Origin of the sequence: Pseudorhodoferax soli, from assembly GCF_003337555.1 — a bacterium.
In the GTDB taxonomy this organism is placed as follows: domain Bacteria; phylum Pseudomonadota; class Gammaproteobacteria; order Burkholderiales; family Burkholderiaceae_C; genus Pseudorhodoferax; species Pseudorhodoferax soli.
Map to the genome: position 1 here is coordinate 81379 of NZ_QPJK01000017.1, position 22186 is coordinate 103564.

Below are 22186 nucleotides of genomic sequence, written 5' to 3' on the forward strand. Positions count from 1 at the left end.
CGCGCCGCACAATGCGCGGCATGCACCCCATCACCCTCGACCGGGCCTGGCCGTTACACGGCGGTGCGGCCACGCGGCGACTCGAAGCCCAAGCGATCGCGGCAGCCGGTCCCCATGTGCTGATGCGGCGCGCCGGCCTGGCCGCGGCCCGGCTCGCACTGGCATTGGCGCCACACGCGCGGCAGGTCTGGATCGCCTGCGGCCCCGGCAACAACGGTGGCGATGGGCTGGAAGCGGCCATGCACTTGCAGCACTGGGGCCGACAGCCGTGCGTGCGCTGGTTCGGCGACGAACACCGCCTCGCGCCCGACGCCGCGGCATCGCTGGCGCGCGCACGCGCAGCCGGCGTGCCGTTCACCGACGCCATGCCGGAGCTGCAGCCGCAGGATCTTGCGATCGATGCCTTGCTGGGCCTGGGCAGCGCGCGCCCCGCCACGGGCGATCTTGCCGCCTGCATCGCAGCACTCAATGCCAGCGCCGCACCGGTGCTGGCCATCGACTTGCCGACCGGCCTCGCCGCGGACACCGGCCAGGCGAATGGCCCCGCCGTGCAGGCCCAGCACACCTTGAGCCTGCTGACGCTCAAGCCTGGCCTGTTCACCGGCGTGGGCCGCGACCTGGCGGGCCAGGTCTGGTTCGACGCATTGCAGCAGTGCGCGACAGCGCAGGCCGATGCGACGCTGGCCGGACCGCCCCCCACCCGCACACGCGCGCACGCCAGCCACAAAGGCAGCTACGGCGATGTGGCGGTGCTGGGCGGCGCACCCGGCATGCGCGGCGCGGCCGTTCTGGCCGGCTCGGCCGCGCTGCACGCCGGCGCGGGACGCGTCTACGTCGCCGCGCTGGATTCGGGCCCCGACCTGACGACCGATGCGCCGGAACTCATGTGGCGCGCCCCCGCAGAACTCGCGCTCGCCCGGCTGACCGTTGCCTGCGGGTGCGGCGGCGGCCCGCAGATCGCGGCCTGGCTGCCGCAGGTTCTGGCCGAAGCAGCCCAGCTCGTGCTCGATGCGGACGCGCTCAATGCGCTGGCGGCCGACGAGGGCCTGCAGGATCGCTTGCGCCAGCGTCGGCAGCCCACGGTGCTGACGCCCCACCCGCTCGAAGCCGCCAGGCTGCTGGGCAGCAGCACCGCCGCAGTGCAGGCCGACCGCCTGGCGGCCGCGCAGACACTGGCAGAACGCTTCGGTGCCGTTGTCGTGCTCAAAGGCTCGGGCACGGTGGTCGCGGCACCCGGGCAGGCGCCCGCCATCAACCCCACAGGCAACGCCCGGCTGGCCACCGCGGGCACGGGCGACGTGCTCGCCGGTTTCGTGGCGTCGCATCTGGCCGCCGGCAGCAGCGCCAGCGAAGCAGCCCGCCACGCCGTGTACCAGCATGGCGCCCTGGCCGATGCCTGGCCCGCGGGCCAGGCGCTCACGGCGTCGGCGCTGGCCCGCGCCGCCAACTGAACGTCAGCCGCGGCCGGCGAACGGCATCTTGGTGGCCATGACGGTGTGGAACATCACATTGGCCTCCAGCGGCAGGTTGGCCATGTAGAGCACCGACTGGCCGACGATGTTGACATCCATCAGCGGCTCGACCGCGATCTCGCCATTGGCCTGGGGCACGCCCTTGGCCATGCGCATGGCCATTTCGGTGCCGGCATTGCCCACGTCGATCTGCCCGACCGCGATGTCGTACTTGCGCCCGTCCAGCGAAGCCGACTTGGTCAGGCCTTGGACTGCGTGTTTGGTGGAGGTGTAGGCGATGGAGTTCGGCCGCGGCGTGGTGGCCGAGATCGAGCCGTTGTTGATGATGCGCCCGCCGCGCGGCGTCTGCGACTTCATGACACGGAAGGCCTGCTGGATGCACAGGAACATGCCGGTCAGGTTGATGTCGACCACGTTCTTCCACTGCTCCAGCGTGAGGTCTTCGAGCGGGATGCCGGGCGCGTTGACACCGGCGTTGTTGAACAGCAGGTCCACGCGACCATAGGTCTTGACGGCGGTGTCGAACAAGGCTGCCACCGAGCCTGCATCGGCCACATCGGTCGGCACGACGAGGGCAGCTGTGCCTGCGGCAGCCTTGACCTCGTCCAGCGGCTCGGGCCGGCGCCCTGCCAGCACCACGCGCCAGCCGCCCGCGGCCAGCGCCAGTGCCGCCGCCTTGCCGATGCCCGTGCCTGCACCGGTCACGATGGCCACTTTTTCATTCGAACTCATTGCGATCTCCTTTTTTTTGCATTGATCGTTTCGGCGGCCTGGCCTAGCGCCGGCCGCGTGCCTTGTTCACTGCGGCCTTCTTGCCGGCAGACTTCAGTGTCTTGGCCAGGCCGCCGCTTCTGTCTTCGCGCCGCTTGGGGCTGTCGCGACGCCCCCCGTCGAAGCGGGCATCGCTGGCGGCCTCGCGTGCGGCGGCCTTGTCCTTGATGCTACGGGGACCAGACTCCTCGCCTTCCCGGATCAACCGGAAATCGATCTTGCGGCCGTCCAGATCGACGCGGCTGACCTGCACCTGTACGCGCGTGCCCACGGCATAGCGGATGCCGGTGCGCTCGCCGCGCAGTTCCTGGCGCGCCTCGTCGAACTTGAAATACTCGCCGCCGAGTTCGGTGATGTGTACCAGGCCCTCGACATACATTGCGTCCAGCGTGACGAAGATGCCGAAGCTCGTGGCGGCCGTGACGACGCCGCCGTATTCCTCGCCCAGGTGCTCGCGCATGTACTTGCACTTGAGCCACGCCTCGACATCGCGGCTGGCTTCGTCGGCGCGGCGCTCGTTGGCACTGCAATGCAGGCCCGCCGCCTCCCAGGCCTGCACCTCGGCGCTGACCTTGCGCGGCCGCTGGTCAGGCTCGGCCACCTTGTCGCTCAGGCGCGCGGCCTGGTTCTTCTGCAGGCGTTTGGCCAGCTTGGCATGGGCCTCGCCGGGCGTCGGCAGGGCAGGCAACTGGTAACGGGTGCGCGCCAGGATGGACTTGATCACGCGGTGGACCAGCAGGTCCGGATAGCGCCGGATCGGGCTCGTGAAGTGCGTGTAGGCCTCGTAGGCCAGGCCGAAGTGGCCGCTGTTGGTCGGCGTGTAGATCGCCTGCTGCATGGAGCGCAGCAGCATGGTGTGGATCTGCTGCGCGTCCGGCCGGTCCTTGGTGGCTTCGGCAATGGCCTGGAACTCCGCGGGCTTGGGGTCGTCGCTGACTGTCTGCGCGACGCCGACGGCCTTCAGATAGTTGCGCAGCGTTTCCTTCTTCTCGGGCGTGGGGCCCTCGTGCACGCGGAACAGGCCCGGGCGCTTGTTCTGCGCGATGAAGTCGGCGCTGCAGACGTTGGCCGCCAGCATGGCTTCCTCGATCAGCCGGTGCGCCTCGTTGCGCGTGCGCGGCACGATGCGCTCGATGCGGCCGTTCTCGTCGCAGACGATCTGCGTCTCCACGGTGTCGAAGTCGACCGCACCGCGCTTGCCGCGCGCGCCCAGCAGCGCGCGGTAGACGTCGTGCAAATGCTCCAGCTGCGGCACCAGCGCGCGCCGGCGCACGGCCTCGGCACCGCGCGTGTTGGCCAGGATCGCCGCCACCTCGGTGTAGGTGAAACGGGCGTGGCTGAACATCACTGCCGGGTAGAACTGGTAGGCATGGACCTCGCCCTTGGAGGTGACGAGCATGTCGCAGACCATGCACAGGCGCTCGACCTCGGGGTTCAGCGAGCACAGGCCGTTGGACAGCTTCTCGGGCAGCATGGGGATCACGCGGCGCGGGAAGTACACGCTGGTGGCGCGCTCGTAGGCGTCGACGTCGATGGCCGAGCCGGTCTCCACGTAGTGGCTCACGTCGGCGATGGCGACCAACAGCCGCCAGCCCTTGCTGCGGCCCACCTTGGTCGGCTCGCAGTAGACGGCGTCGTCGAAGTCGCGTGCGTCCTCGCCATCGATGGTGACCAGCGGCACGTCGGTCAGGTCGACGCGTTGGCGCTTGTCCTGCGGCCGCACCTTGTCGGGCAGCGTGCGCGCCAACGCGATGCAAGCGTCCGAGAACACATGCGGCACGTCGTACTTGCGCACCGCGATCTCGATTTCCATGCCGGGGTCATCGACTTCGCCCAGTACCTCCTTGACCCGGCCGACCGGCTGGCCGTACAGCGCCGGCGGCTCGATCAGCTCGACAACGACGACCTGGCCCGGCTTGGCCGTGCCGGTCGCGCCCTTCGGTATCAGGATGTCCTGGCCGTAGCGCTTGTCCTCCGGCGCGACGAGCCAGACGCCGCTCTCCTGCAGCAGGCGGCCGATGATGGGCTGTGGCGGCCGCTCGACGATCTCGACGACGCGCCCCTCGGGCCGCCCCTTGCGGTCGTAGCGCACCACGCGGGCCTTGACGCGGTCCTTGTGCAGCACCGCACGCATCTCGTTGGAAGGCAGGTAGATGTCCGACTGGCCGTCGTCGCGCTGCACGAAGCCGTGCCCATCGCGGTGTCCCTGGACCGTGCCTTCCACTTCTTCGAGAAGGCTTGTTGTGTAGTTGGAATTTTTGATGATATGATCGCTTTCTTTCCTGAAATGCCCAGGTGGCGGAATTGGTAGACGCACTAGTTTCAGGTACTAGCGAGTAACATCGTGGGGGTTCGAGTCCCTTCCTGGGCACCAATCATCGATTGGAACACATCAGAAAGAACACATCGAAGCCGCTGAGTCATCAGCGGCTTTTTTGTTGCCTGCTCGACAACAGCCGCTGCGCTCGCCGACCCCACGGACAACGCAAAGGATGCATCCTCCGCTGCAGGCATGACGATAAGCCCGCGCACGCCCCGAACGAAATCCTGTCGATCTTCAGAGTGGAAAACGCAGAGCGGGCCAAAAAACATTGCTATAATCGTAGGCTTCCTGAGATGCCCAGGTGGCGGAATTGGTAGACGCACTAGTTTCAGGTACTAGCGAGTAACATCGTGGGGGTTCGAGTCCCTTCCTGGGCACCAATCATCGATTGGCACATGTCGGAAAGATCGCAACGAAGCCGCTGAGCCATCAGCGGCTTTTTTGTTTCCGGGCCGGCCAAAAATGAACAGCCTCCCCCGTGAGAGGAGGCCTTCGTTGCCGCCAGACTCAAACCGGCACCGCCACCAGATCGTGGCCTTGAGTGCCGACGATGCGGGCACGTGTGAATTCACCCACCTTGAGCGTCTTGCTGATCTTCTCCGGCGGCAGCAGGTGCACCACACCGTCGATCTCGGGCGCATCTGCATAGCTGCGGCCCTTGCCGCCCTTGCGCCCCAGGCCCGGTGCCGAATCCACGAGCACCTGCATGTTGGCGCCGATGCGCCTGCGCAGGCGCGCGGCCGAGACCTCTTCGGCCACCGCCATGAAGCGCGCACGGCGCTCCTCGCGAAGTTCCAGAGGCAGCATCGGCGCGATGGTGTTGGCTGCCGCACCCTCGACGGGGCTGTAGGCGAAGCAGCCTGCACGGTCGATTTGCGCTTCGCGCATGAAGTCGAGCAGGTGGGCGAACTCTTCCTCCGTCTCACCCGGGAAGCCGGCGATGAAGGTGCTGCGGATCACGAGCTCGGGGCAGATCTCGCGCCAGCGCTGGATGCGCTCCAGGTTCTTCTCGCCGCTGGCTGGCCGCTTCATGCGGCGCAGCACATCGGGGTGGCTGTGCTGCAGCGGCACATCCAGATACGGCAGCACGCGGCCCGAGGCCATCAGCGGCAGGATGTCGTCCACGCTGGGGTAGGGATAAACGTAGTGCAGCCGCACCCAGGCGCCATGCGGCTCGGCAAGTTCACCGAGCGCCTGCACGAGTTCGAGCATGCGTGTCTTGACCGGCTTGCCGTCCCAGAAACCGGTGCGGTACTTGAGGTCCACGCCATAGGCCGAGGTGTCCTGGCTGATGACCAGCAACTCCTTGACCCCGCCCTCGAACAGAGCGCGTGCCTCCTTGAGCACATCGCCCACCGGCCGCGACACCAGGTCGCCGCGCATCGAGGGGATGATGCAGAAGGTGCAGCGGTGGTTGCAGCCCTCGCTGATCTTGAGGTAGGCATAGTGCTTGGGCGTGAGCTTGATGCCCTGCGCCGGCACCAGGTCCACGAAGGGGTCGTGCGGCTTGGGCAAATTGGCATGGACGGCGTCCATCACCTCCTGTGTCGCATGCGGGCCGGTCACGGCCAGCACGCTCGGGTGCATCTCGCGCACCATGTTGCCGCCGCCCTGCCCGGTCTTGGCGCCCAGGCAGCCGGTCACGATCACGCGGCCGTTGTCGGCCAGCGCCTCGCCGATGGTGTCCAGGCTCTCCTTGACGGCATCGTCGATGAAGCCGCAGGTGTTGACGATCACCAGGTCGGCACCTTCGAAGGTCTTGCTGGTCTGGTAGCCCTCGGCGCTCAACTGCGTGAGGATGAGTTCGGAGTCCGTGAGCGCCTTCGGGCATCCGAGGCTCACGAACCCGATCTTCGGGACTTTCGTGGGGGCTTCTGCAACTGTCATCGCGCTATTGTCGCCGCGATGCAGGCGGCGGGTGTCAGCGCTTGACGACCAGGGAGCCGAGCAGTTGCTCGGTCTGCTTCTGCATCTGCTCCTGGAGCTGCACGAAGACGTTCTTGGACTGCTCGACGTAGTTGCCCATCATCCCCTGCATCATGGGCGATTGCATGCTCAGGAACTGCGACCAGAGTTCGGGCGACATGCTCTTGGATTGCTCGGTCATCTTGGCCTGCATGTCGACGAAGGCCTGCATGTTCTTCTCGAGGTACGGCCCGATGAAGCTCTGCATCGTGTTGCCGTAGAAGCGGATGATGTTGGCCAGCGCCTGTTCGGTGAACAGCGGGGCGCCGCCGGCTTCCTCTTCCAGGATGATCTGCAGCAGGATGGAACGCGTAAGGTCTTCGCCGGTCTTGGCATCGCGCACCACGAGGGGCTGGCTGCCCATCACCAGCTTCTTGACTTCCGACAACGTGATGTAGGTCGAAGTGTCCGTGTCGTAGAGCCGGCGGTTCGGATACTTCTTGATCACACGCTGGGCCGGCTTCTCGGCGCTGGGCTTCTTGGTCTGCACTGCGTTCCTCGGGTTGGTGCTCGTTGCACTGCAGCAGATTCTAGAGAGCGGCCTGCAGACAGCGCCCAAGGATAACCCTGACGGTGCGCGCCCGGCTCGGCATGGGCACCGACAGTGGCTTGTCCGCCCGCTCCTACAGAGCGCTCAGAAGCATGTCCTTAGGCTGCATGGCCATGCCCCGCTCCATTCGACCATCCGGTCTCCGCGCCGCCGCTTCAGACGTGGAACAGCTTGGCGCGCGCGGCATGCGTGATGGCCGCCACGCTCGGGTGGCTGATGCGCCGCTCCACCGAGATCGCAAAGAACTCCTCGACCAGCTCCTCGCTGCGCCCCAGCACACCCACACGGTACTGCGCCGCGATCTGCGCCTCCAACACGGTCGGCCCCATGAACACGCCGCGGCCCTCGCGGCCGAAGGCATTCATCAGCGCCGTGTCGTCGAACTCGCCGACGATGCGCGGCCGCAGGCGGTGGCGCACCAGCCAGGGATCGAGCTGGCGGCGCACCGAGGCCGTCGGCCCCTGTACCAGCATGGGCGCACCTTCCAGGCATTGCGGGAAGCGCTCGCCCAGCCGCTCGCGCAGGCTGTCGGCGCAGAAGAACGTCATGGAACTGCGGCCCAGCAGGTGGTTGAAGGCGCGCACGCTGACCTTGGGCGAGACGCGCTCGTCCGCGATCAGCAAATCCAGCCGGTGCAGCGCCAGTTGGGCCAGCAGATCCTCGTACTTGCCCTCGTGGCAGATCAGCCGCACCGGCTCAGGCCCGTCCAGGGCCGGCTCCAGCAGCTGGTAGACCACCGACTTGGCCACCGCGTCGGCCACGCCCACCCGAAAGTCCAGCGAGCGGCGCTCGCCACGCTTGTGCCGTACCGATGTCTCCAGCTCGGCGCCCAGCGCAAAGATTTCCTCGGCGTAGTCCAGCGCGACGCGGCCCTGCTCGGTCAGTTCGAGCCGGCGGCCGACCTTGCGGAACAGCTTGTGCCCGATCCAGTCTTCGAACAGCTTGATCTGGCCCGACAACGTCTGCGGCGTCGTGTGCAACTGCTCGCCAGCGCGCATCACGCCGCCCGCCTTCGCCACGACCCAGAAATAGCGCAAATGCTTGAAGTTCATGGAACCTCCGGCCGAAAGCTGGGTCAACCGATCAGAAGGTTCCATCGCTTTTCTCGAAGTGTTTTTGTCTCAAATACGAATATACGCGAAGTGTTCGAACCTTTAGAGTTGCACCTTTCCGCCCATAGCCCGTTACAACAAGGAGCCCAGTCATGCGATTGACCACCAAGAGCCGTTTCGCCGTGAACGCGATGATCGACGTCGCACTGCGGGAACACCTCGGTCCCGTGACGCTGTCGGCGATCGGTGCCCGGCAGAAGATCTCGTTGTCGTACCTGGAGCAAATGTTCAGCCGCCTGCGCCGCTCCGGCCTGGTCGAGAGCGCACGCGGCCCGGGTGGCGGCTACACGCTCGCCCGCAAGGCCAGCGCCATCAGCGTGGCCGACATCATCCTGGCCGTGGACGACCAGGCGGCACAGGACGCACAAGGCGCCGTGGCGCAAGGCGATCCAGACGCCAAGATGGCCGGCGACCTCTGGGACAGCCTGTCCGCCTGCATGCTCGACTACATGCAAGGCATCTCGCTGCGCCAGCTGGCCGACGAGCAGCGCGCCAAGGGCGTGGAGATCGAGGCCGCCCCCAGCCGCCGGCGGGCCGCCGTGCAGCCGCGGCCGCGCCAGGCCACCGTGCGGGCACCGAACTCCGTCTTCGCCTACGGCCAGTACCTGCAACTCAAGGGCTGACGCCCGCACCTGCAAGGCCTTGCCCCGGGCCTTGCAGTGGTTCGTTTCCGGGTGCATCCTGTGCGCATCGTCCCCAGCTTCGGGAGTTCGCCATGCGCAGCATCCGATCCGCCTTCCTCGTCCTTGCCCTGGCGCTTGCCCAGGGGCCGGGCCAGGCGGCCACCACCCCTCCCCCTGTCCAGCAGATCATCGACGCGCTGAGCCGCGCGCACGCGGCCGTGGTCGGTGTGCAGGTGGTCGCCAGCGAGGACGCCGGCTCCGCCGAGACCCTGGGCCGCCAGCGCCAGGGCTCCGGCGTGGTGATCGGCCCGGACGGCCTGATCCTCACCATCGGCTACCTGATGCTGGAGGCCGAGCACATCCAGGTCGTCACGCAGGACGGCCGGCGGCTACCGGCCCAGGCCGTGGCTTACGACCTGGCCACCGGCTTCGGGCTGCTGCGCCCGCTGCTGCCGCTGCGCGGCGTGGGCGCGGTGCCCCTCGGCAGCCATCCCGAGCTCGAGCCCGGCATGGTGCTCATGGCGGCCACAGGCGGCGATGGCGGTGACGTGGCGATGACCCAGCTGGTCGGCAAGCGCGCGTTCTCAGGCTACTGGGAGTACTTCATCGACACCGCGCTGTTCACCAGCCCGCCAGTCGCCAACCACTCCGGCGCACCGCTGTTCAACCAGAAGGGCGAACTGGTCGGCATCGGCAGCCTGTTCGTGATGGACGCGCTGGGCACCGGCCAGCGCATGCCCGGCAACATGTTCGTGCCCGTGGACTTGCTCAAGCCCATCCTCGCGGAAATGCAGAGCACCGGCAGCACGCGGCTCAGCAAGCGGCCCTGGCTGGGCGTCAATTCCGTGGAGCAATCGGGGCGCGTGCAGGTCGCGCGCGTCGGCAAGGCCAGTCCGGCCTCCGCGGCCGGCCTGCAGCCGGGCGATGTGGTGCTGGCGGTGGACGGCACCAAGGTGACCACACTGGAAGGCTTCTACAAGAAGCTCTGGGACCGCGCCGATGCCCAGGCCGAGGTGCAGCTCACCGTGCTGCAGGGCGCGGACGTGAAGACCCTGACCATCAAGCCCGTGGACCGCCTGAGCACGCTGCGCAAGCCCAAGGGCATCTGACCGTCATCTGTCAGCGCAGCCCGGTCTCCGCCGTCGGGTGGTGCAGCGCAAGCCGCAGTTCGCGCTTGAGGCGCTGGTTCAGCAACCGGCGCGACTCGGACATGAAGCTCAGCACCATCAGCGACAACTGGCCACGCGCCTCCTCGGCCGCCACGCGCGGCGGCCGCGCCATGCCGTACAAGTCGGCCGCCAGGTCGAAGTAGTCGCCCATCTTGAGCGCGGTGTCGTCGCTGGCGTTGACCACGCGCTGCGCCTGCCCGCGCCACAGCGCGGCGATGCAGGCGCGTGCCAGGTCATCGGCATGGATGTGGTTGGTGTAGACATCGTCCTCGGCCCGCAGCACCGGCGTGCCCTTGGCCAGCCGCTCGCGCGGCGTACCGCCCGCACGGTCGGGTGCATAGATGCCTGGAATGCGCAGCACGCTGGCACGCACGCCGCCGGCCCGGCCCAGGAAGCGCACGGCAGCCTCGGCATCGAGCCGGCGCAGCGCGCGCTCGGTGCGCGGCGCCGGCCGGCGCGTCTCGGCCACCCAATCGCCACCGCAGTCGCCGTAGACGCCGCTGGTCGAGCCATAGACCAGCGCCCGCGGCCGCGTGCGGCGCAGCAACGCCTGGCCCAAGGCACGCGTGCGCGCATCGCGCCCGCCGGCGCCCGGCGGCGGCGCCAGGTGCAGCACGCGGTCGGCCAGGCCCGCCAGCCGGCGCAGCGAGGCCGCATCGTCCAGGTTGCCGCGCAGCGGCACCAGGCCCTGGCTGCGCAGCGCGGCCACGCGCTCGGCCGACGAGGTCAGCGCCAGCACGCGCACGCCGGCCGGCAGGCGGGCGGCCACGCGCTGGCCCACGTCGCCGCAGCCGACGATCAGCACACGGGTGCGGCGAAAGCGCGCGGGCAGCGCGCCGAGCGGACATTGGTTTGAAGGCAAAATCCTGGGTTCACTGAAGCGGCGAAAAGCCCAAGAGGATACCCAAAGATGACCCCGACGACAGCCGCCGCGCCCCCGTTCAAGATCACCGTGCAGCCCAGCGGCCGTTCGTTCGAAGCCAGCGAAGGCGAGGCCATCCTGTCCGCCGGCATCCGCCAGGGCATCGGCCTGCCCTACGGCTGCAAGGACGGCGCCTGTGGCTCGTGCAAATGCAAGATGCTGGAAGGCCGCGTCGAGCACGGCCCCCACCAGAGCAAGGCGCTGTCCGCCGAGGAAGAAGCCGCCGGCCTCATCCTGACCTGCTGCGGCGTGCCGCTGTCCGATGTGGTGCTCGAATCGCGCCAGGTCACCGACGAGAGCGCCTTCCCCATCAAGCGCATGCCCGCCCGCGTGAGCAGCCTGGCCAAGGTCTCGCACGACGTGATGGTCGTGCGCCTGCAGCTGCCGGCCAACGACACCATGCGCTACCACGCCGGGCAGTACGTGGAATTCCTGCTGCGCGACGGCGCGCGCCGCAGCTACTCCATGGCCAACGCCCCGCACACCGCGGGCGGCCAGCCCGGCGCCGTACCGCCCGTCGGCCCCAGCGTGGAACTGCACATCCGCCACATGCCCGGCGGCAAGTTCACCGACCACGTGTTCGGCGCCATGAAGGAAAAGGAAATCCTGCGCATCGAAGGGCCCTACGGCAGCTTCTTCCTGCGCGAGGACTCGGACAAGCCCATCGTGCTGCTGGCCTCGGGCACGGGCTTCGCGCCGATCAAGGCCGTCATCGAGCAGCTGCAGTTCAAGGCCAGCACGCGATCGGCCACGGTCTACTGGGGCGGCCGCCGCCCGGCCGACCTGTACATGGACGCCTGGCTGCGCGAGAAGCTGGCCGAGATGCCCAACCTGCGCTATGTGCCGGTGGTCTCCAACGCACTGCCCGAGGACAACTGGACCGGCCGCACCGGCTTCGTGCACCGTGCCGTGCTGGAGGACCTGCCCGACCTCTCGGGCCACCAGGTCTACGCCTGCGGCGCGCCCATCGTCGTCGATTCGGCCCGTACCGAGTACAGCGCCGCAGCCGGCCTGCCGCCCGAGGAATTCTTCGCCGACGCCTTCACCTCCGAAGCCGACAAGGCGCAGCCATGACCACCCGCATCAACACCCTGCGCCGTGCCGCGCTGCTGTCCGCCCTCGCGGCCGCGTCCATCGCCACCCTGCCGGCGCTGGCGCAGAACAAGCCGATCCGGCTCGTCGTCCCCTACGCTGCCGGCGGCCCCATCGACGTCACGGCCCGCGTGCTGGCCGAGCGCGTGAAGGACCAGCTCGGCACCGTGATCATCGACAACAAGCCCGGCGCCGGCGGCAACATCGGCGCCGATGCCGTGGCCAAGGCGCCGCACGACGGGCTGACCATCGGCATCGCGGCCACCGCCACGCACGCCGTCAACCCCTGGCTCTACCGCAGGATGCCGTTCGACGCCGCGCGCGATTTCGCGCCCATCACGCAGATGGTGCGCGTGCCCAACGTGCTGGTCATGAACGCCGACACCGCGCAGCGGCTCAAGATCGCCACCGTGGCCGACCTCATCGCCTACGCCAAGGCCAACCCCGCCAAGCTCAACTACGCCTCGGGCGGCAACGGCAGCGCCGGCCACCTGGCCGGCGAGATGTTCAAGGCACAGGCCGGCATCTTCGCGCTGCACATCCCCTACAACGGCGGCAACCCGGCCCAGCTGGCGCTGCTGTCCGGCCAGGTCGACTTCAATTTCGACAACCTGGCCACTGCCGCGCCCGGCATCCGCTCGGGCAAGCTCAAGGCGCTGGCCGTCACCACGCTGCAGCGCTCGCCCGCCCTGCCCGATGTGCCGCCCGTGGCCGACACGCTCAAGGGCTTCGCCATCGACACCTGGTGGGGCCTCGTGGCGCCGGCAGGGACGCCCGCCGATGTGCTGGAGCGCCTGAACCATGCCTTCGTCGCGGCACTGCAGTCCGAGGAAACGCGCCAGCGCTTCGCCAACCTGCTGGCCGAACCGGTGCCCAGCACGTCGGCCCAGTTCGGCGCCTTCATGCAGGCCGAGCTGGCCAAGTACCAGAAGCTCGTGAAGGCCTCCGGCGCACAGGTCGACTGACGGCGTGCGGGCAGGCCATCCCGGCACTGTCCGACAGCGCCCGGCCGGGCGAGCGGCCATCCTGGATGCAGGGGCTGCGCAAGCCGCGCGGCCATCCACCGGGAGGCCCGCCATGATGAGCACTCTGTTGGCCATCGCCATCGTCGCCAGCGTCTGCTGCTTCTGCCGCCACGTGCCTTGAGCACCGCGGCGCTGCAAGAAAAAGGGCTGCCCAAAGGCAGCCCAATCGATGCATCCGCTTCCCAGAAAGCACCTTGTCTGGATGCACCGCGGATCCATCATCGGGCGGCGGCCTTCCCGTACCTGTAGGAAAGCAGGCCCTCGGCGGGAGAGTCAAGCGCTCAGGGCCTCGCGCACGATGCCGAGGCCGGCCTCGAAATCGTAGGCCGCCGCCGCGCGCCGCAGCGCATCGAAGGCCTCGTTGCCCAGCGCGCCGTGGAGCACCGCCGCCTCGCTGGCGATCAGGTCCTGCGCGTCTGCATCGCTGTCGGCCAGCAGCGCGGCCAGCCGTTGCAGCAGTCCGGTGGCCTGGGCCGGCGTCACCGCCGCCGCGCGCGATGCCAGCACCTCGTCCGGCAACTGGTCCCCGACCGCCTGCACCAGGGCCTGCAGCGGTGCGCCCACGGCGTCCAGCAGCAACTCCAGCCGCTGGGCCGAAGCCCCGCCGCGCAAGCCCTCTTCCAGGTCTCCGGCCAGGCCCTGCAGTTGCAGCGCGCCGATGTTGCCGGCCACGCCCTTGAGCGTGTGGGCCTGCCGCTCGGCCGTGGCCCGGTCACCGGCGGCCAACGCCTGCCGGACCGCCGCCACCGCGTCGCGCTGGCCTTCCACGAATTTGCCCAGCAGCGTCAGGTACAGCGACCGCTTGCCCAGCACGCGGCGCAGGCCCTTGGCCACGTCCAGCCCGGGCACCGGCCGCGCCAGCACAGGCGCATCGTCCTGCGCAACGGAGGCCTGCACCGCCACCGGCAGCCCTCCGAGCCCCGCGCGCGGACGGATCCACAGGGCCAGCGCGCGCCACAGCGCATCCGGCTCGATCGGCTTGGCGACGAAGTCCTGCATGCCCGCCTCCAGGCAGCGCTGGCGGTCGGCGGCCATGGCGTTGGCCGTCATGGCCAGGATGGGCAGGCCGGCGTGGCGCCCGTCCTGGCGCAGCAGCCGCGTGGCGCCGACACCGTCCAGCACCGGCATCTGCATGTCCATCAGCACCAGGTCGTAGGGCGTGGCAGAAGGCAGCAGGGTGGCGGCGATGCGGTCCATCGCCTGCTGCCCATCGCCGGCCACATCGACGGTGAAGCCGGCGGCCTGCAACAGCTCGCAGGCCACCTGCTGGTTCAGATCGTTGTCTTCCACGAGCAGGATGCGCGCGCCGCGCAGCGGCTCCAGCGCATGCAGCGCCGGCGTGCGCCGCTCCTGCCCTGCTTCGGCGGCGAACGCGTCGCCGGCCTGCTCGCCCAGCACGCGCATCATCGTGTCGAACAGCACGGAGGCGCTCACCGGCTTGAGCATCAGATGGTCGATGCCGGCCTCCTGGGCGCTGCGGATCACCTCCTCGCGGCCATAGGCCGTGACAACCACCATGCGCGGCACCGGCGCCATGCCCAGCGCACGGATGCGCGCGGCCGTCTGCAGCCCGTCCATGCCCGGCATCTGCCAGTCCAGCATCACGATGTCGAAGGGCGTGCCCGCGTCGAAGGCCTCGCGCACCCGGGCGACCGCCTCGGCGCCGCTCAGCACCGCGCGCACCTCGAAGGCCTGCGCGGCCAGCAGCTCGGACAGCACCTGCGCGGCGTGCGCGTTGTCGTCCACCACCAGCACACGGCGCCCGCGCAGGTCGATCTGCGGCAACACCGGCCGGCCGCGCCGCTCGCCGAGGCCCAGCCGCGCGGTGAACCAGAAGGTGGAGCCCCGGCCCGGCACGCTCTCCACGCCCACATCGCCGCCCATCAGGCCGGCCAGCCGCTTGCTGATGGCCAGGCCCAGGCCGGTGCCGCCGTACTGCCGCGTGATCGAGCTGTCGGCCTGCTCGAAGCTGCGGAACAACCGCTGCTGCTGCGCTTCGGTCAGGCCGATGCCGGTGTCGCGCACCTCGAAGCGCAGCAGCACCTGCGGCCCGCCCTCACCACCGCCGCCCGGGCCGAACTCCAGCACCCGCACACCGATGTCCACCTCGCCCGCCTCGGTGAACTTGATCGCGTTGCTGGCGTAGTTGATGAGGATCTGTCCCAGCCGCAGCGGGTCGCCCTTGAGCTGCTGCGGCACATCGGCCGCCACATCGCAGACCAGCTCCAGCCGCTTGGCGTTGGCGCGGTCGGCGATCACGCCGGCCATCGTGTCGATCACGCGGTCCAGCTCGAACGGGATGTGCTCGACCTCCAGCTTGCCGGCCTCCACCTTGGAGAAGTCCAGGATGTCGTTCAGGATGCCCATCAGGTGCTGGCCCGATTGCTGGATCTTGTTGAGGTAGTCGCGCTGCTGCGGCGTCAGCTGCGTGCGCAGCGCCAGGTGCGACATGCCGATCACCGCATTCATCGGCGTGCGGATCTCGTGGCTCATGTTGGCCAGGAAGTCGCTCTTGGCCTGGTTGGCCGCGCCCGCGGCATCGCGCGCCTGCGCCATCGCCGTGATGTCGATCGCCACGCCGATCACGCGGCGCGCCCGGCCCGCATCGTCGCGCAGCACCCGGCCCACGCTCTGCACCGAGCGGATGCGGCCATCGGCCAGCGGCACGCGGAACTCGTGCTGGAACGTGGACGCCTGGGGGTCGGCGATGGCCGAGCGGAACAGCTCGGCGGCGCGCGCGCGATCTTCCACGTGCACGTGCCGTTCCCAGAACTCCGGCGTGCCGTCGTAGCTGCCCGGCTCCAGGCCATACAGGCGTTCGAGCTGGGGGGCCCAATAGCCGCGGCCGCTCTGCATGTCCAGGTCGAACAGGCCGATGCCGCCGGCATCCTGGGCCACCTGCAGCCGCTCGTTGGCATCCTGCAGCTGCTGCTGCGCCTCCTTCAGCGGCGTCACGTCCACGATCACCCCCACCAGGCCGGCGCTGCTGTCGTCCGCCATGCGGATCGCGCTCACCGAGAACAGCGTGGTGTGCATGCGGCCATCCGCAAAGCCGAACTGCGCCTCCCGGCTCAACCTGCCGCCGCTGTGCACCAGCGCCAGCTGCTCGGCGTGGCCGGCCTCGCGCTGCGGCACATAGGGCAGGTCCAGCACCGTCTTGCCGACCAGGTCCGAAGGCTGCAGGCCGAACGCCTGCCCATAGGCCTGGTTGCAGCCCAGGAAGCGGCCCTCGTCGTCCTTGTAGAAGATCGGGTTGGGGATGCGGTCCATCAGCGCCTGCAGGAAGGCCGCGTGCTCGGCCGCCAGCCGCAGTTCCTCGCGGCGGTGCACCAGCATCTGGCCGGCAAAGCGGCTGCCGACCAGGATCAGTGCCAGGCCGAAAGCTGCCACCAGGCCGGCGACGACGCGGTGCCGCTGCCGCATGGGCGCCAGCTCCTGCAGCGCCGTCAGCGTCAGCAGCTGGTAGTGCGGATCGGACAGCGCCATGCGCCGCAGCAGGTAGGGCTGGCCCTCGATCAGCCAGTGGCCGGCATACAGGGGATCGGCAGGCGCCCGCACGTCCAGCGGCTCGCCCAGGTCCTCGCCGCCCTCGGGCGGCCGCACCGTGCCGGCCGGCAGCAGCGCAGCCAGGTTGCGCAGCATGAAGCGCTCCGACGGCGCGCTGACGACCCGCCCCTGCGGGCCCACGATCAGGGCGATGTGCCGCCCCGACAGGTAGGGCGCCATGTCCGGCGCATCGAACTTGACCGTGACCGAACCCTGCGGCACGCCGCCCGGGCCCTCGATGCGGCTCGCCACGAAGTAGGCCGGGACGTTGTTGAGCCGGCTGATGCCGAACTGCTTGCCCACGCCGTCGCGCAGCGCATCGATCAGGTAAGTGCGGCCGCCGTAGATCTGGCCCACGATGCTGTCGGCCTGGTCCCAGTTGCTGGCCGACACCGTGTCGTCCGACAGGTTGCTCATGTAGATGCGGGCATAGCGCAGGTCGCCCGCCACCGCGTTCATGTAGTCGCCCACCTCGCGCACCTGCGGGTCGCGCGTGAACTGCGCGGCGCGCTGCTGGCGCGTCAACCGGGCCGCGCCGGGCGCATCGGTGCGGTAGCGCGTGGCCACCTGGATCACCAGGCTCTGGCGCGCCACCATGTTGGACACGCTGGCCATCTCGGTGAACAGCCGGTCCACGATGCGCGCGGTGGCCTCGGCATCGTGGTCGGCGCTGGCGGCCAGGCTGTCCAGCTGCGCCGCAAGGATGCGCTGCGAGGCCCACCAGCCCAGGCCGGCCACCAGCGCCAGCCAGGCCAGGGCCAGCGCGGCGGCCGCATGGCGCACTGCACGTGGCACCTTGGGTGCCGGCCGGCCGCGCAGGCCCATGCGGGCAAAGCCATGGGCCGGCGCGGGCGGCGCGGGCGGCGCGGGCGGCGCGGCGCTCACGCCGCCTCCGGCAGCCAGGGCGCCAGCGCCGGGCTGCCGCGCAACAGGGCCAGGGCATCTTCCAGGTCGTAGTGCTGCACCAGGCGCACCAGCTTGTGCAGCTGCGCAGGCGGCAGCTGCAGCTGCAGCCAGGGCCGCATGGCCTGGAGTTGCGTTCCGGTGCTGCCGTCCATGGACTCCAGCATCTCACACAGAAGTGCCAGCCCGCTACGCGCCTGGGCGTCGGTCAGCGCGGCCACCCCGCCGCTTGTCCAGGCGGAGGCGGCCGGGGCCGGCGCGGCCTCGGGCTGGCAGCGCCCCGAGCCCGCACGGCACGGCCATGCCAGGCGGATGCAGGTGCCCGCGCCCAGCGCGCTCTGCGCCGCGATCGCCCCGCCGGCCGCATCGGCCAGACGCTTGCAGAGCGCCAGCCCCAGCCCGATGCCGCCGAAGCGCCGCGTGCTCGATCCGTCCACCTGCCGGAACGGCTGGAACAAGGGGCCGAGCTGCTCCGGCGCGATGCCGATCCCGGTGTCGCGCACGGCGATCTCCAGCACCACGCCGCCGCTCTCCGTGGGCCGGTACCCGCACTGCAGCACCACCTCGCCCTGCGCGGTGAACTTCAGGGCATTGCCCAGCAACTGGCCCAGCACCTGCTCGAGCCGCTGCACGTCGCCGCACAACTGCCGCGGCACGGCTTCGTCGACATCCAGGCGCAGCGCCAGGCCCTTGTCGTCCGCCTGCGGCCCATGGCGGGACGCCAGCCGCGCCAGCAAAGCATCCAGGTCGAAATCGGCCTCCTGCAGCACCAGCCGGCCCGATTCGGTCTGCGAGAAGTCCAGCACGTCGTTGGCGATGGCCAGCAGGGCCTGGGCCGCGCCGTGCACCTTGTGCACATGCACGCGCTGGGAGGCGCTCAGCTCGCCCTGCAGCGCCAGGTGCGCCTGGCCGATGATGGTGTTCAGCGGCGTGCGGATCTCGTGGCTCATGTTGGCGAGGAAGTCCGACCTGGCCGCCACCGCCGCCTCGGCCGCGTCCCTGGCGGCCTGCATGGCCTGGGCCGTGCGCTTGCGCTCGGTGATGTCCACACACCAGCCGAAGGCCACGTCGGGCTGTCCGCCGAAGCTGCCGCGCGTGAACGACAGCTGGGCCCAGAAGCGGTCGCCATCGCCCCGCACCATCTCCAGCTCCGATGCCCGGGCGAAGCCGTCGCGCCACAGGTGCTCCATCAGCGCAGCGCGCTGCGATGGATCCGCGTACCGGGCCTGCATGCCCTGCGCCGCCAGCGTCGCGGCATCCACGCCGAACATCTCCAGTGCATTGCGGTTGTGGAAGAGCACCCCGCCGCTGCCATCGGCCGCCACCACCGCGCCGGGCGCGGACTCGAGCAGGTCGCGCAGCAAGCGCTCGCGCTCGCGCAGCGCCGCACGTGCCTGCGCCTCCTCGCTGATGTCCAGCAGCACGCCGACCATGCCGGCCGTGCCGCCGTCCAGCGCGCGCAGGCCCTGGCCCCAGAACAGCGTCTGGTGCACCCTGCCGTCGGCCCAGTGGCTCTCCAGCGCATGCTGGATGCGCCCGCCGCTGTGCACCACCTCCATGTCGCGGCGGTGCGCCTCCTCGCGCGTGTTGGCATCGAGCAGCGGCAGCTCCAGCACCGTGCGGCCGATGATGTCCTCGCGGCGCACGCCGTAGGCCGCCTCGAAGGCCTGGTTCAACGTGGTGTAGCGGCCCTCGGCGTCCTTCAGGAACAGCGGATTGGGCAGGGCATCGATGAGCCGCTGCTGGAACGCCAGCTCGCGCGCCACCGCCGCCTCGGCCTGCCCGTGCTCCCAGGCGCGCCGCGCCTGCCGCGCCCGGCGGCGCAGCCCGGCGGCGGCCAGTCCCAGGCTGGCCGCCAGCGCCGCCACGGCGGCGGCCAGGGCGGTGCCGCCCTGCTCGGCTGGCGTCAACGGCCGCAACACCACCAGCTGCCAGTCGCGCCGGGCGGCGGGCCAGTCCAGCGTGGTGAAGGCGCGCTCGACACGCTCCCCGTCCAGCCGCTCCCCGCCGACGCCCAGGGCCAGCGGCAGCGCCGGTGGCACGCCCTTGGCGAACAGGTCGCCGTAGCGCTCGTCGCGCGCCAGCTGCGCCCGGTCCGCGGCGCCGATGGGCGCCAGCGTGTGCAGCAGCCACTGGCTGCGGTTGCCACCGAAGACCACGCCCTCCGGCGACACCAGCAGCGCCGTGTGCGCATAGCGGCCCAGCTGCGCATCGATGCGCTCCATGCCGATCTTGACCACCGCCACGCCGACCGGCTCGGCCTGCGGATCGAGCTGCCCGCGCACCGGCGCAGCCAGGTAGATGCCGCGCTCGCCGGTGTTCTTGCCCACTGCCGGATACAGGTTGGGCGTGCCCGCCATGGCGCGCCGGAAGTACGGCCGCACCGACAGGTCGCGCCCCAGGCCACGGCCGCTGCCGTCCTGCGCGCGGTAGGCCACGGTGCGGCCGTGGCGGTCCAGCACCAGCGCGTTGTCGGCGCCGTACTCGCCGATGACGGCCGCCAGCATGGCCTGCAGCTCCGCGTCCTGCGCCGTCGTCTCACCTTCCAGCAGCTGCCGGATGTGGATGTCCACCAGCCCCAGCAGCTGCACGCCGCCCATGGCCCGGCCGTCGCTGCTCAGCGCGTGCACCTGGTCGACCAGTTGGTCCGCGTCGCGCTGCACCTCCTGCTGCAGCCGCTCGGACTGGCGCTGCTGCACCACCCAGCCCACCAGCACCGCAAGCACCAGGCAGGCTGCCACGGCCGCCCAGGTGGCGCCCTGGCCCAGCGGGCGCCAGGGCGGGCCGCCGCTGGCTGGCACGGATGCGGCAGGCATCGCAACGGGACCTGGCACGGCCGCCGCGCGCCGCCTTCAGGCCGCCTGCGGCAATGCGAGCTTGGCCACCGGCCCGTCGAGCTGGAACACGCCGACGATCTGCGCCTGCTTGTGGGCCTCGGTGCGCAGCGAGGACGCGGCAGCGGCGGCCTCCTCCACCAGCGCGGCGTTCTGCTGCGTGGTGGTGTCCATCTCGGTGATGGCGGTGTTGATCTGCTCCAAGCCGCTGATCTGCTCGGCACTGGCCGCGCTGATCTCGGCCATGATGCCGGTGATGCGCTGCACGCTCTGGACGACCTCGTCCATGGTGCTGCCAGCGCGGGCCACCAGGGTGCTGCCGGCTTCCACCTGCTGCACCGAATCGTTGATCAGCGCCTTGATCTCCTTGGCCGCCCCGGCCGAGCGCTGCGCCAGGTTGCGCACCTCGGAGGCCACCACCGCGAAGCCGCGGCCCTGCTCGCCGGCGCGGGCCGCCTCCACCGCCGCGTTCAGCGCCAGGATGTTGGTCTGGAAGGCGATGCCGTCGATCACCGAGATGATCTCCACCACCTTCTTGGACGAGGCGTTGATCGACTGCATGGTCTGCACCACCTCGCTCACGGCATGGCCGCCGCGCTGGGCGACCTGGGCGGCGGTCTGCACCAGCTGGTTGGCCTGGCGCGCGCTGTCGCTGTTCTGGCGCACCGTGCTGGTCAGCTGCTCCATCGCCGCGGCGGTCTGCTGCAGTGCGCTGGCCTGGCGCTCGGTGCGCATCGACAGGTCGTCGTTGCCGCGCGCGATCTCGCTGGTGGCGGTGGCGATGTTGTCGGCGCCGGAACGCACCTCGCCCACGATGCGCTGCAGGCTGGTGTTCATCTCCTGCAGCGCGCGCAGCAGCTGGTCGGGCTCGTCGGGGTAGCGCACGCGGATGCGGCTGTTCAGCACGCCCGAGGCCACCACCTGCGCCACCTTGACCGCATGGCGCAGCGGCGATGTGATGCTGCGCGCCACCAGCAGCGCCATCACCACCGCCGCCGCCATGGCCAGCACCATGATGCCGAGCAGCAGCGCCGTGTCGCGCCGGATCAGCGTGCGCGCCGCGCCCTCGTCCGCCTCCACCCGCCGGCTGGCCAGCTCCACCACCTTGTCGATGGCGGCGCGGTGCGTCTCGTACGCCGCGTCCAGCCGCTGCATGGTGGCCGCCACCTTGCCTGCGTCGCCGCCGCGCACGGCCGGCACCAACTCGTCGAAGACCATGCGGTAGAACTCCTGGGCCGGACGGTGGGCATCGTCCAGCAGCAGGCGGCCCATCTCCGGCGCCAACGCCTGCTTCTGCCAGAAGTCGTGGCGCTCGTCGAACTGCCCCTTGAGGCTGCGGATGCGCTCGGCCATGGCCTGCTGCCGCCCGGCGTCGTCCGTGCGCGAGAGCTGCAGCGCCAGCAGGTACGACTCGATGATGTACTCGGGCGGCGGCAGGATGTCGGCGATCAAATCCTTGCCCTGCACGATGCGCTCGTAGATCGGCCCGTTGACCTTGAGCGTGTCCAGTGTCTTGAAGGCCCAGGCCCCCGACAGCACGAAGCCGATGGCGAAGATGGCGATCAACACCGCCAGCCGGGCGGAGAGCTTCAACTTCCTCAACACATGCATGCGCTGCCCCCTGAACCACGGGTATTTGTAAAGCCCATGATTCATCAACCGCAGCCAAATGTCCACGATTCGTACCAGGAAAGTTGCAGCGCACACGACAAACGGATGCGCGGACGTTTGTTCCTGACCAGAGGCGCACAAAAGTTGCGCATACAAAGCAACGAACCAGTATAAGAAAGCTCGACTGTTGCAGAATGCGGGACTTGTCCGACATGAACAGCATCTTTCCCGTCATCTCGATGACGCCGAAACCGCGCCTGACCGGCCT

14 protein-coding genes and 2 tRNA genes are annotated in these 22186 nt (G+C 69.7%); 7 read left to right on the forward strand and 9 right to left on the reverse strand.

The window, feature by feature from the left end; translation table 11 throughout:
* The first annotated feature begins 20 nt into the window (after positions 1-20).
* Complete coding sequence (locus DES41_RS36370; RefSeq protein WP_114472566.1) at positions 21-1451, forward strand: NAD(P)H-hydrate dehydratase; 1431 nt, start codon at positions 21-23, stop codon at positions 1449-1451.
* A gap of 3 nt (positions 1452-1454) precedes the next feature.
* On the opposite strand, the gene DES41_RS36375 is transcribed toward DES41_RS36370, so the two are convergent.
* On the reverse strand, positions 1455-2204 hold the full coding sequence (locus DES41_RS36375; RefSeq protein ID WP_114472567.1) for an SDR family oxidoreductase: 750 nt from the start codon (positions 2202-2204) through the stop codon (positions 1455-1457).
* A 43-nt stretch (positions 2205-2247) separates the two neighbouring features.
* Positions 2248-4509, reverse strand: coding sequence for a ribonuclease R (gene rnr / locus DES41_RS36380; protein ID WP_114472590.1), 2262 nt, complete (start codon positions 4507-4509; stop codon positions 2248-2250).
* A gap of 23 nt (positions 4510-4532) precedes the next feature.
* Between rnr and DES41_RS36385 the strand changes: the two genes are divergently transcribed.
* Together DES41_RS36385 and DES41_RS36390 are read left to right on the forward strand one after the other, a co-directional pair.
* Positions 4533-4617: transfer RNA gene (locus DES41_RS36385), tRNA-Leu, on the forward strand.
* Positions 4618-4861: 244 nt separating this feature from the next.
* A tRNA-Leu gene (locus DES41_RS36390) sits at positions 4862-4946 on the forward strand.
* A gap of 127 nt (positions 4947-5073) precedes the next feature.
* Here DES41_RS36390 and rimO read toward each other — a convergent pair.
* The 3 genes from rimO to nhaR form a co-directional block, all read right to left on the reverse strand.
* Positions 5074-6453 carry a 30S ribosomal protein S12 methylthiotransferase RimO gene (gene rimO / locus DES41_RS36395; RefSeq protein WP_114472568.1) on the reverse strand — a complete coding sequence of 460 codons (1380 nt, stop codon included), beginning with the start codon at positions 6451-6453 and terminating at the stop codon, positions 5074-5076.
* A 34-nt stretch (positions 6454-6487) separates the two neighbouring features.
* The gene (gene phaR, locus DES41_RS36400) at positions 6488-7021 is read right to left on the reverse strand and encodes a polyhydroxyalkanoate synthesis repressor PhaR (RefSeq protein WP_114472569.1); all 534 of its coding nucleotides are present in this window, start codon (positions 7019-7021) and stop codon (positions 6488-6490) included.
* 215 nt (positions 7022-7236) lie between these two features.
* A complete protein-coding gene (gene nhaR, locus DES41_RS36405; protein WP_114472570.1) occupies positions 7237-8133 on the reverse strand; it encodes a transcriptional activator NhaR in 897 nt (298 codons plus the stop codon).
* A gap of 152 nt (positions 8134-8285) precedes the next feature.
* Here nhaR and DES41_RS36410 point away from each other — a divergent pair, with 152 nt between their 5' ends.
* Both DES41_RS36410 and DES41_RS36415 read left to right on the forward strand, forming a co-directional pair.
* Positions 8286-8816 carry an Rrf2 family transcriptional regulator gene (locus tag DES41_RS36410; RefSeq protein WP_056660422.1) on the forward strand — a complete coding sequence of 177 codons (531 nt, stop codon included), beginning with the start codon at positions 8286-8288 and terminating at the stop codon, positions 8814-8816.
* Between the two features lie 92 nt (positions 8817-8908).
* Positions 8909-9925, forward strand: coding sequence for a S1C family serine protease (locus DES41_RS36415; RefSeq protein ID WP_114472571.1), 1017 nt, complete (start codon positions 8909-8911; stop codon positions 9923-9925).
* 10 nt (positions 9926-9935) lie between these two features.
* Here the strand turns inward: DES41_RS36415 and DES41_RS36420 are convergent, their stop codons facing one another.
* Entirely contained in the window at positions 9936-10847 is a 912-nt protein-coding gene (locus DES41_RS36420; protein ID WP_114472572.1) for an SDR family oxidoreductase, read from the reverse strand.
* 48 nt (positions 10848-10895) lie between these two features.
* Between DES41_RS36420 and DES41_RS36425 the strand changes: the two genes are divergently transcribed.
* Together DES41_RS36425 and DES41_RS36430 are read left to right on the forward strand one after the other, a co-directional pair.
* Positions 10896-11981: a CDP-6-deoxy-delta-3,4-glucoseen reductase gene (locus DES41_RS36425; protein ID WP_114472573.1), complete on the forward strand. Its 1086-nt coding sequence runs from the start codon at positions 10896-10898 to the stop codon at positions 11979-11981.
* On the forward strand, positions 11978-12964 hold the full coding sequence (locus DES41_RS36430) for a Bug family tripartite tricarboxylate transporter substrate binding protein (RefSeq protein ID WP_114472574.1): 987 nt from the start codon (positions 11978-11980) through the stop codon (positions 12962-12964). The genes DES41_RS36425 and DES41_RS36430 overlap by 4 nt, the downstream gene beginning before the upstream one ends.
* 333 nt (positions 12965-13297) lie before the next feature.
* Here the strand turns inward: DES41_RS36430 and DES41_RS36435 are convergent, their stop codons facing one another.
* From DES41_RS36435 to DES41_RS39725, 3 genes are read right to left on the reverse strand one after another with little or no spacing between them, the layout of a single operon-like run.
* Positions 13298-17395, reverse strand: coding sequence for a response regulator (locus tag DES41_RS36435; protein ID WP_425466419.1), 4098 nt, complete (start codon positions 17393-17395; stop codon positions 13298-13300).
* A 56-nt stretch (positions 17396-17451) separates the two neighbouring features.
* On the reverse strand, positions 17452-20289 hold the full coding sequence (locus tag DES41_RS36440) for a PAS domain S-box protein (RefSeq protein WP_114472576.1): 2838 nt from the start codon (positions 20287-20289) through the stop codon (positions 17452-17454).
* A gap of 36 nt (positions 20290-20325) precedes the next feature.
* Positions 20326-21918, reverse strand: a complete 1593-nt coding sequence (locus DES41_RS39725; protein ID WP_114472577.1) for a methyl-accepting chemotaxis protein — start codon at positions 21916-21918, stop codon at positions 20326-20328.
* Positions 21919-22186 lie beyond the last annotated feature (268 nt).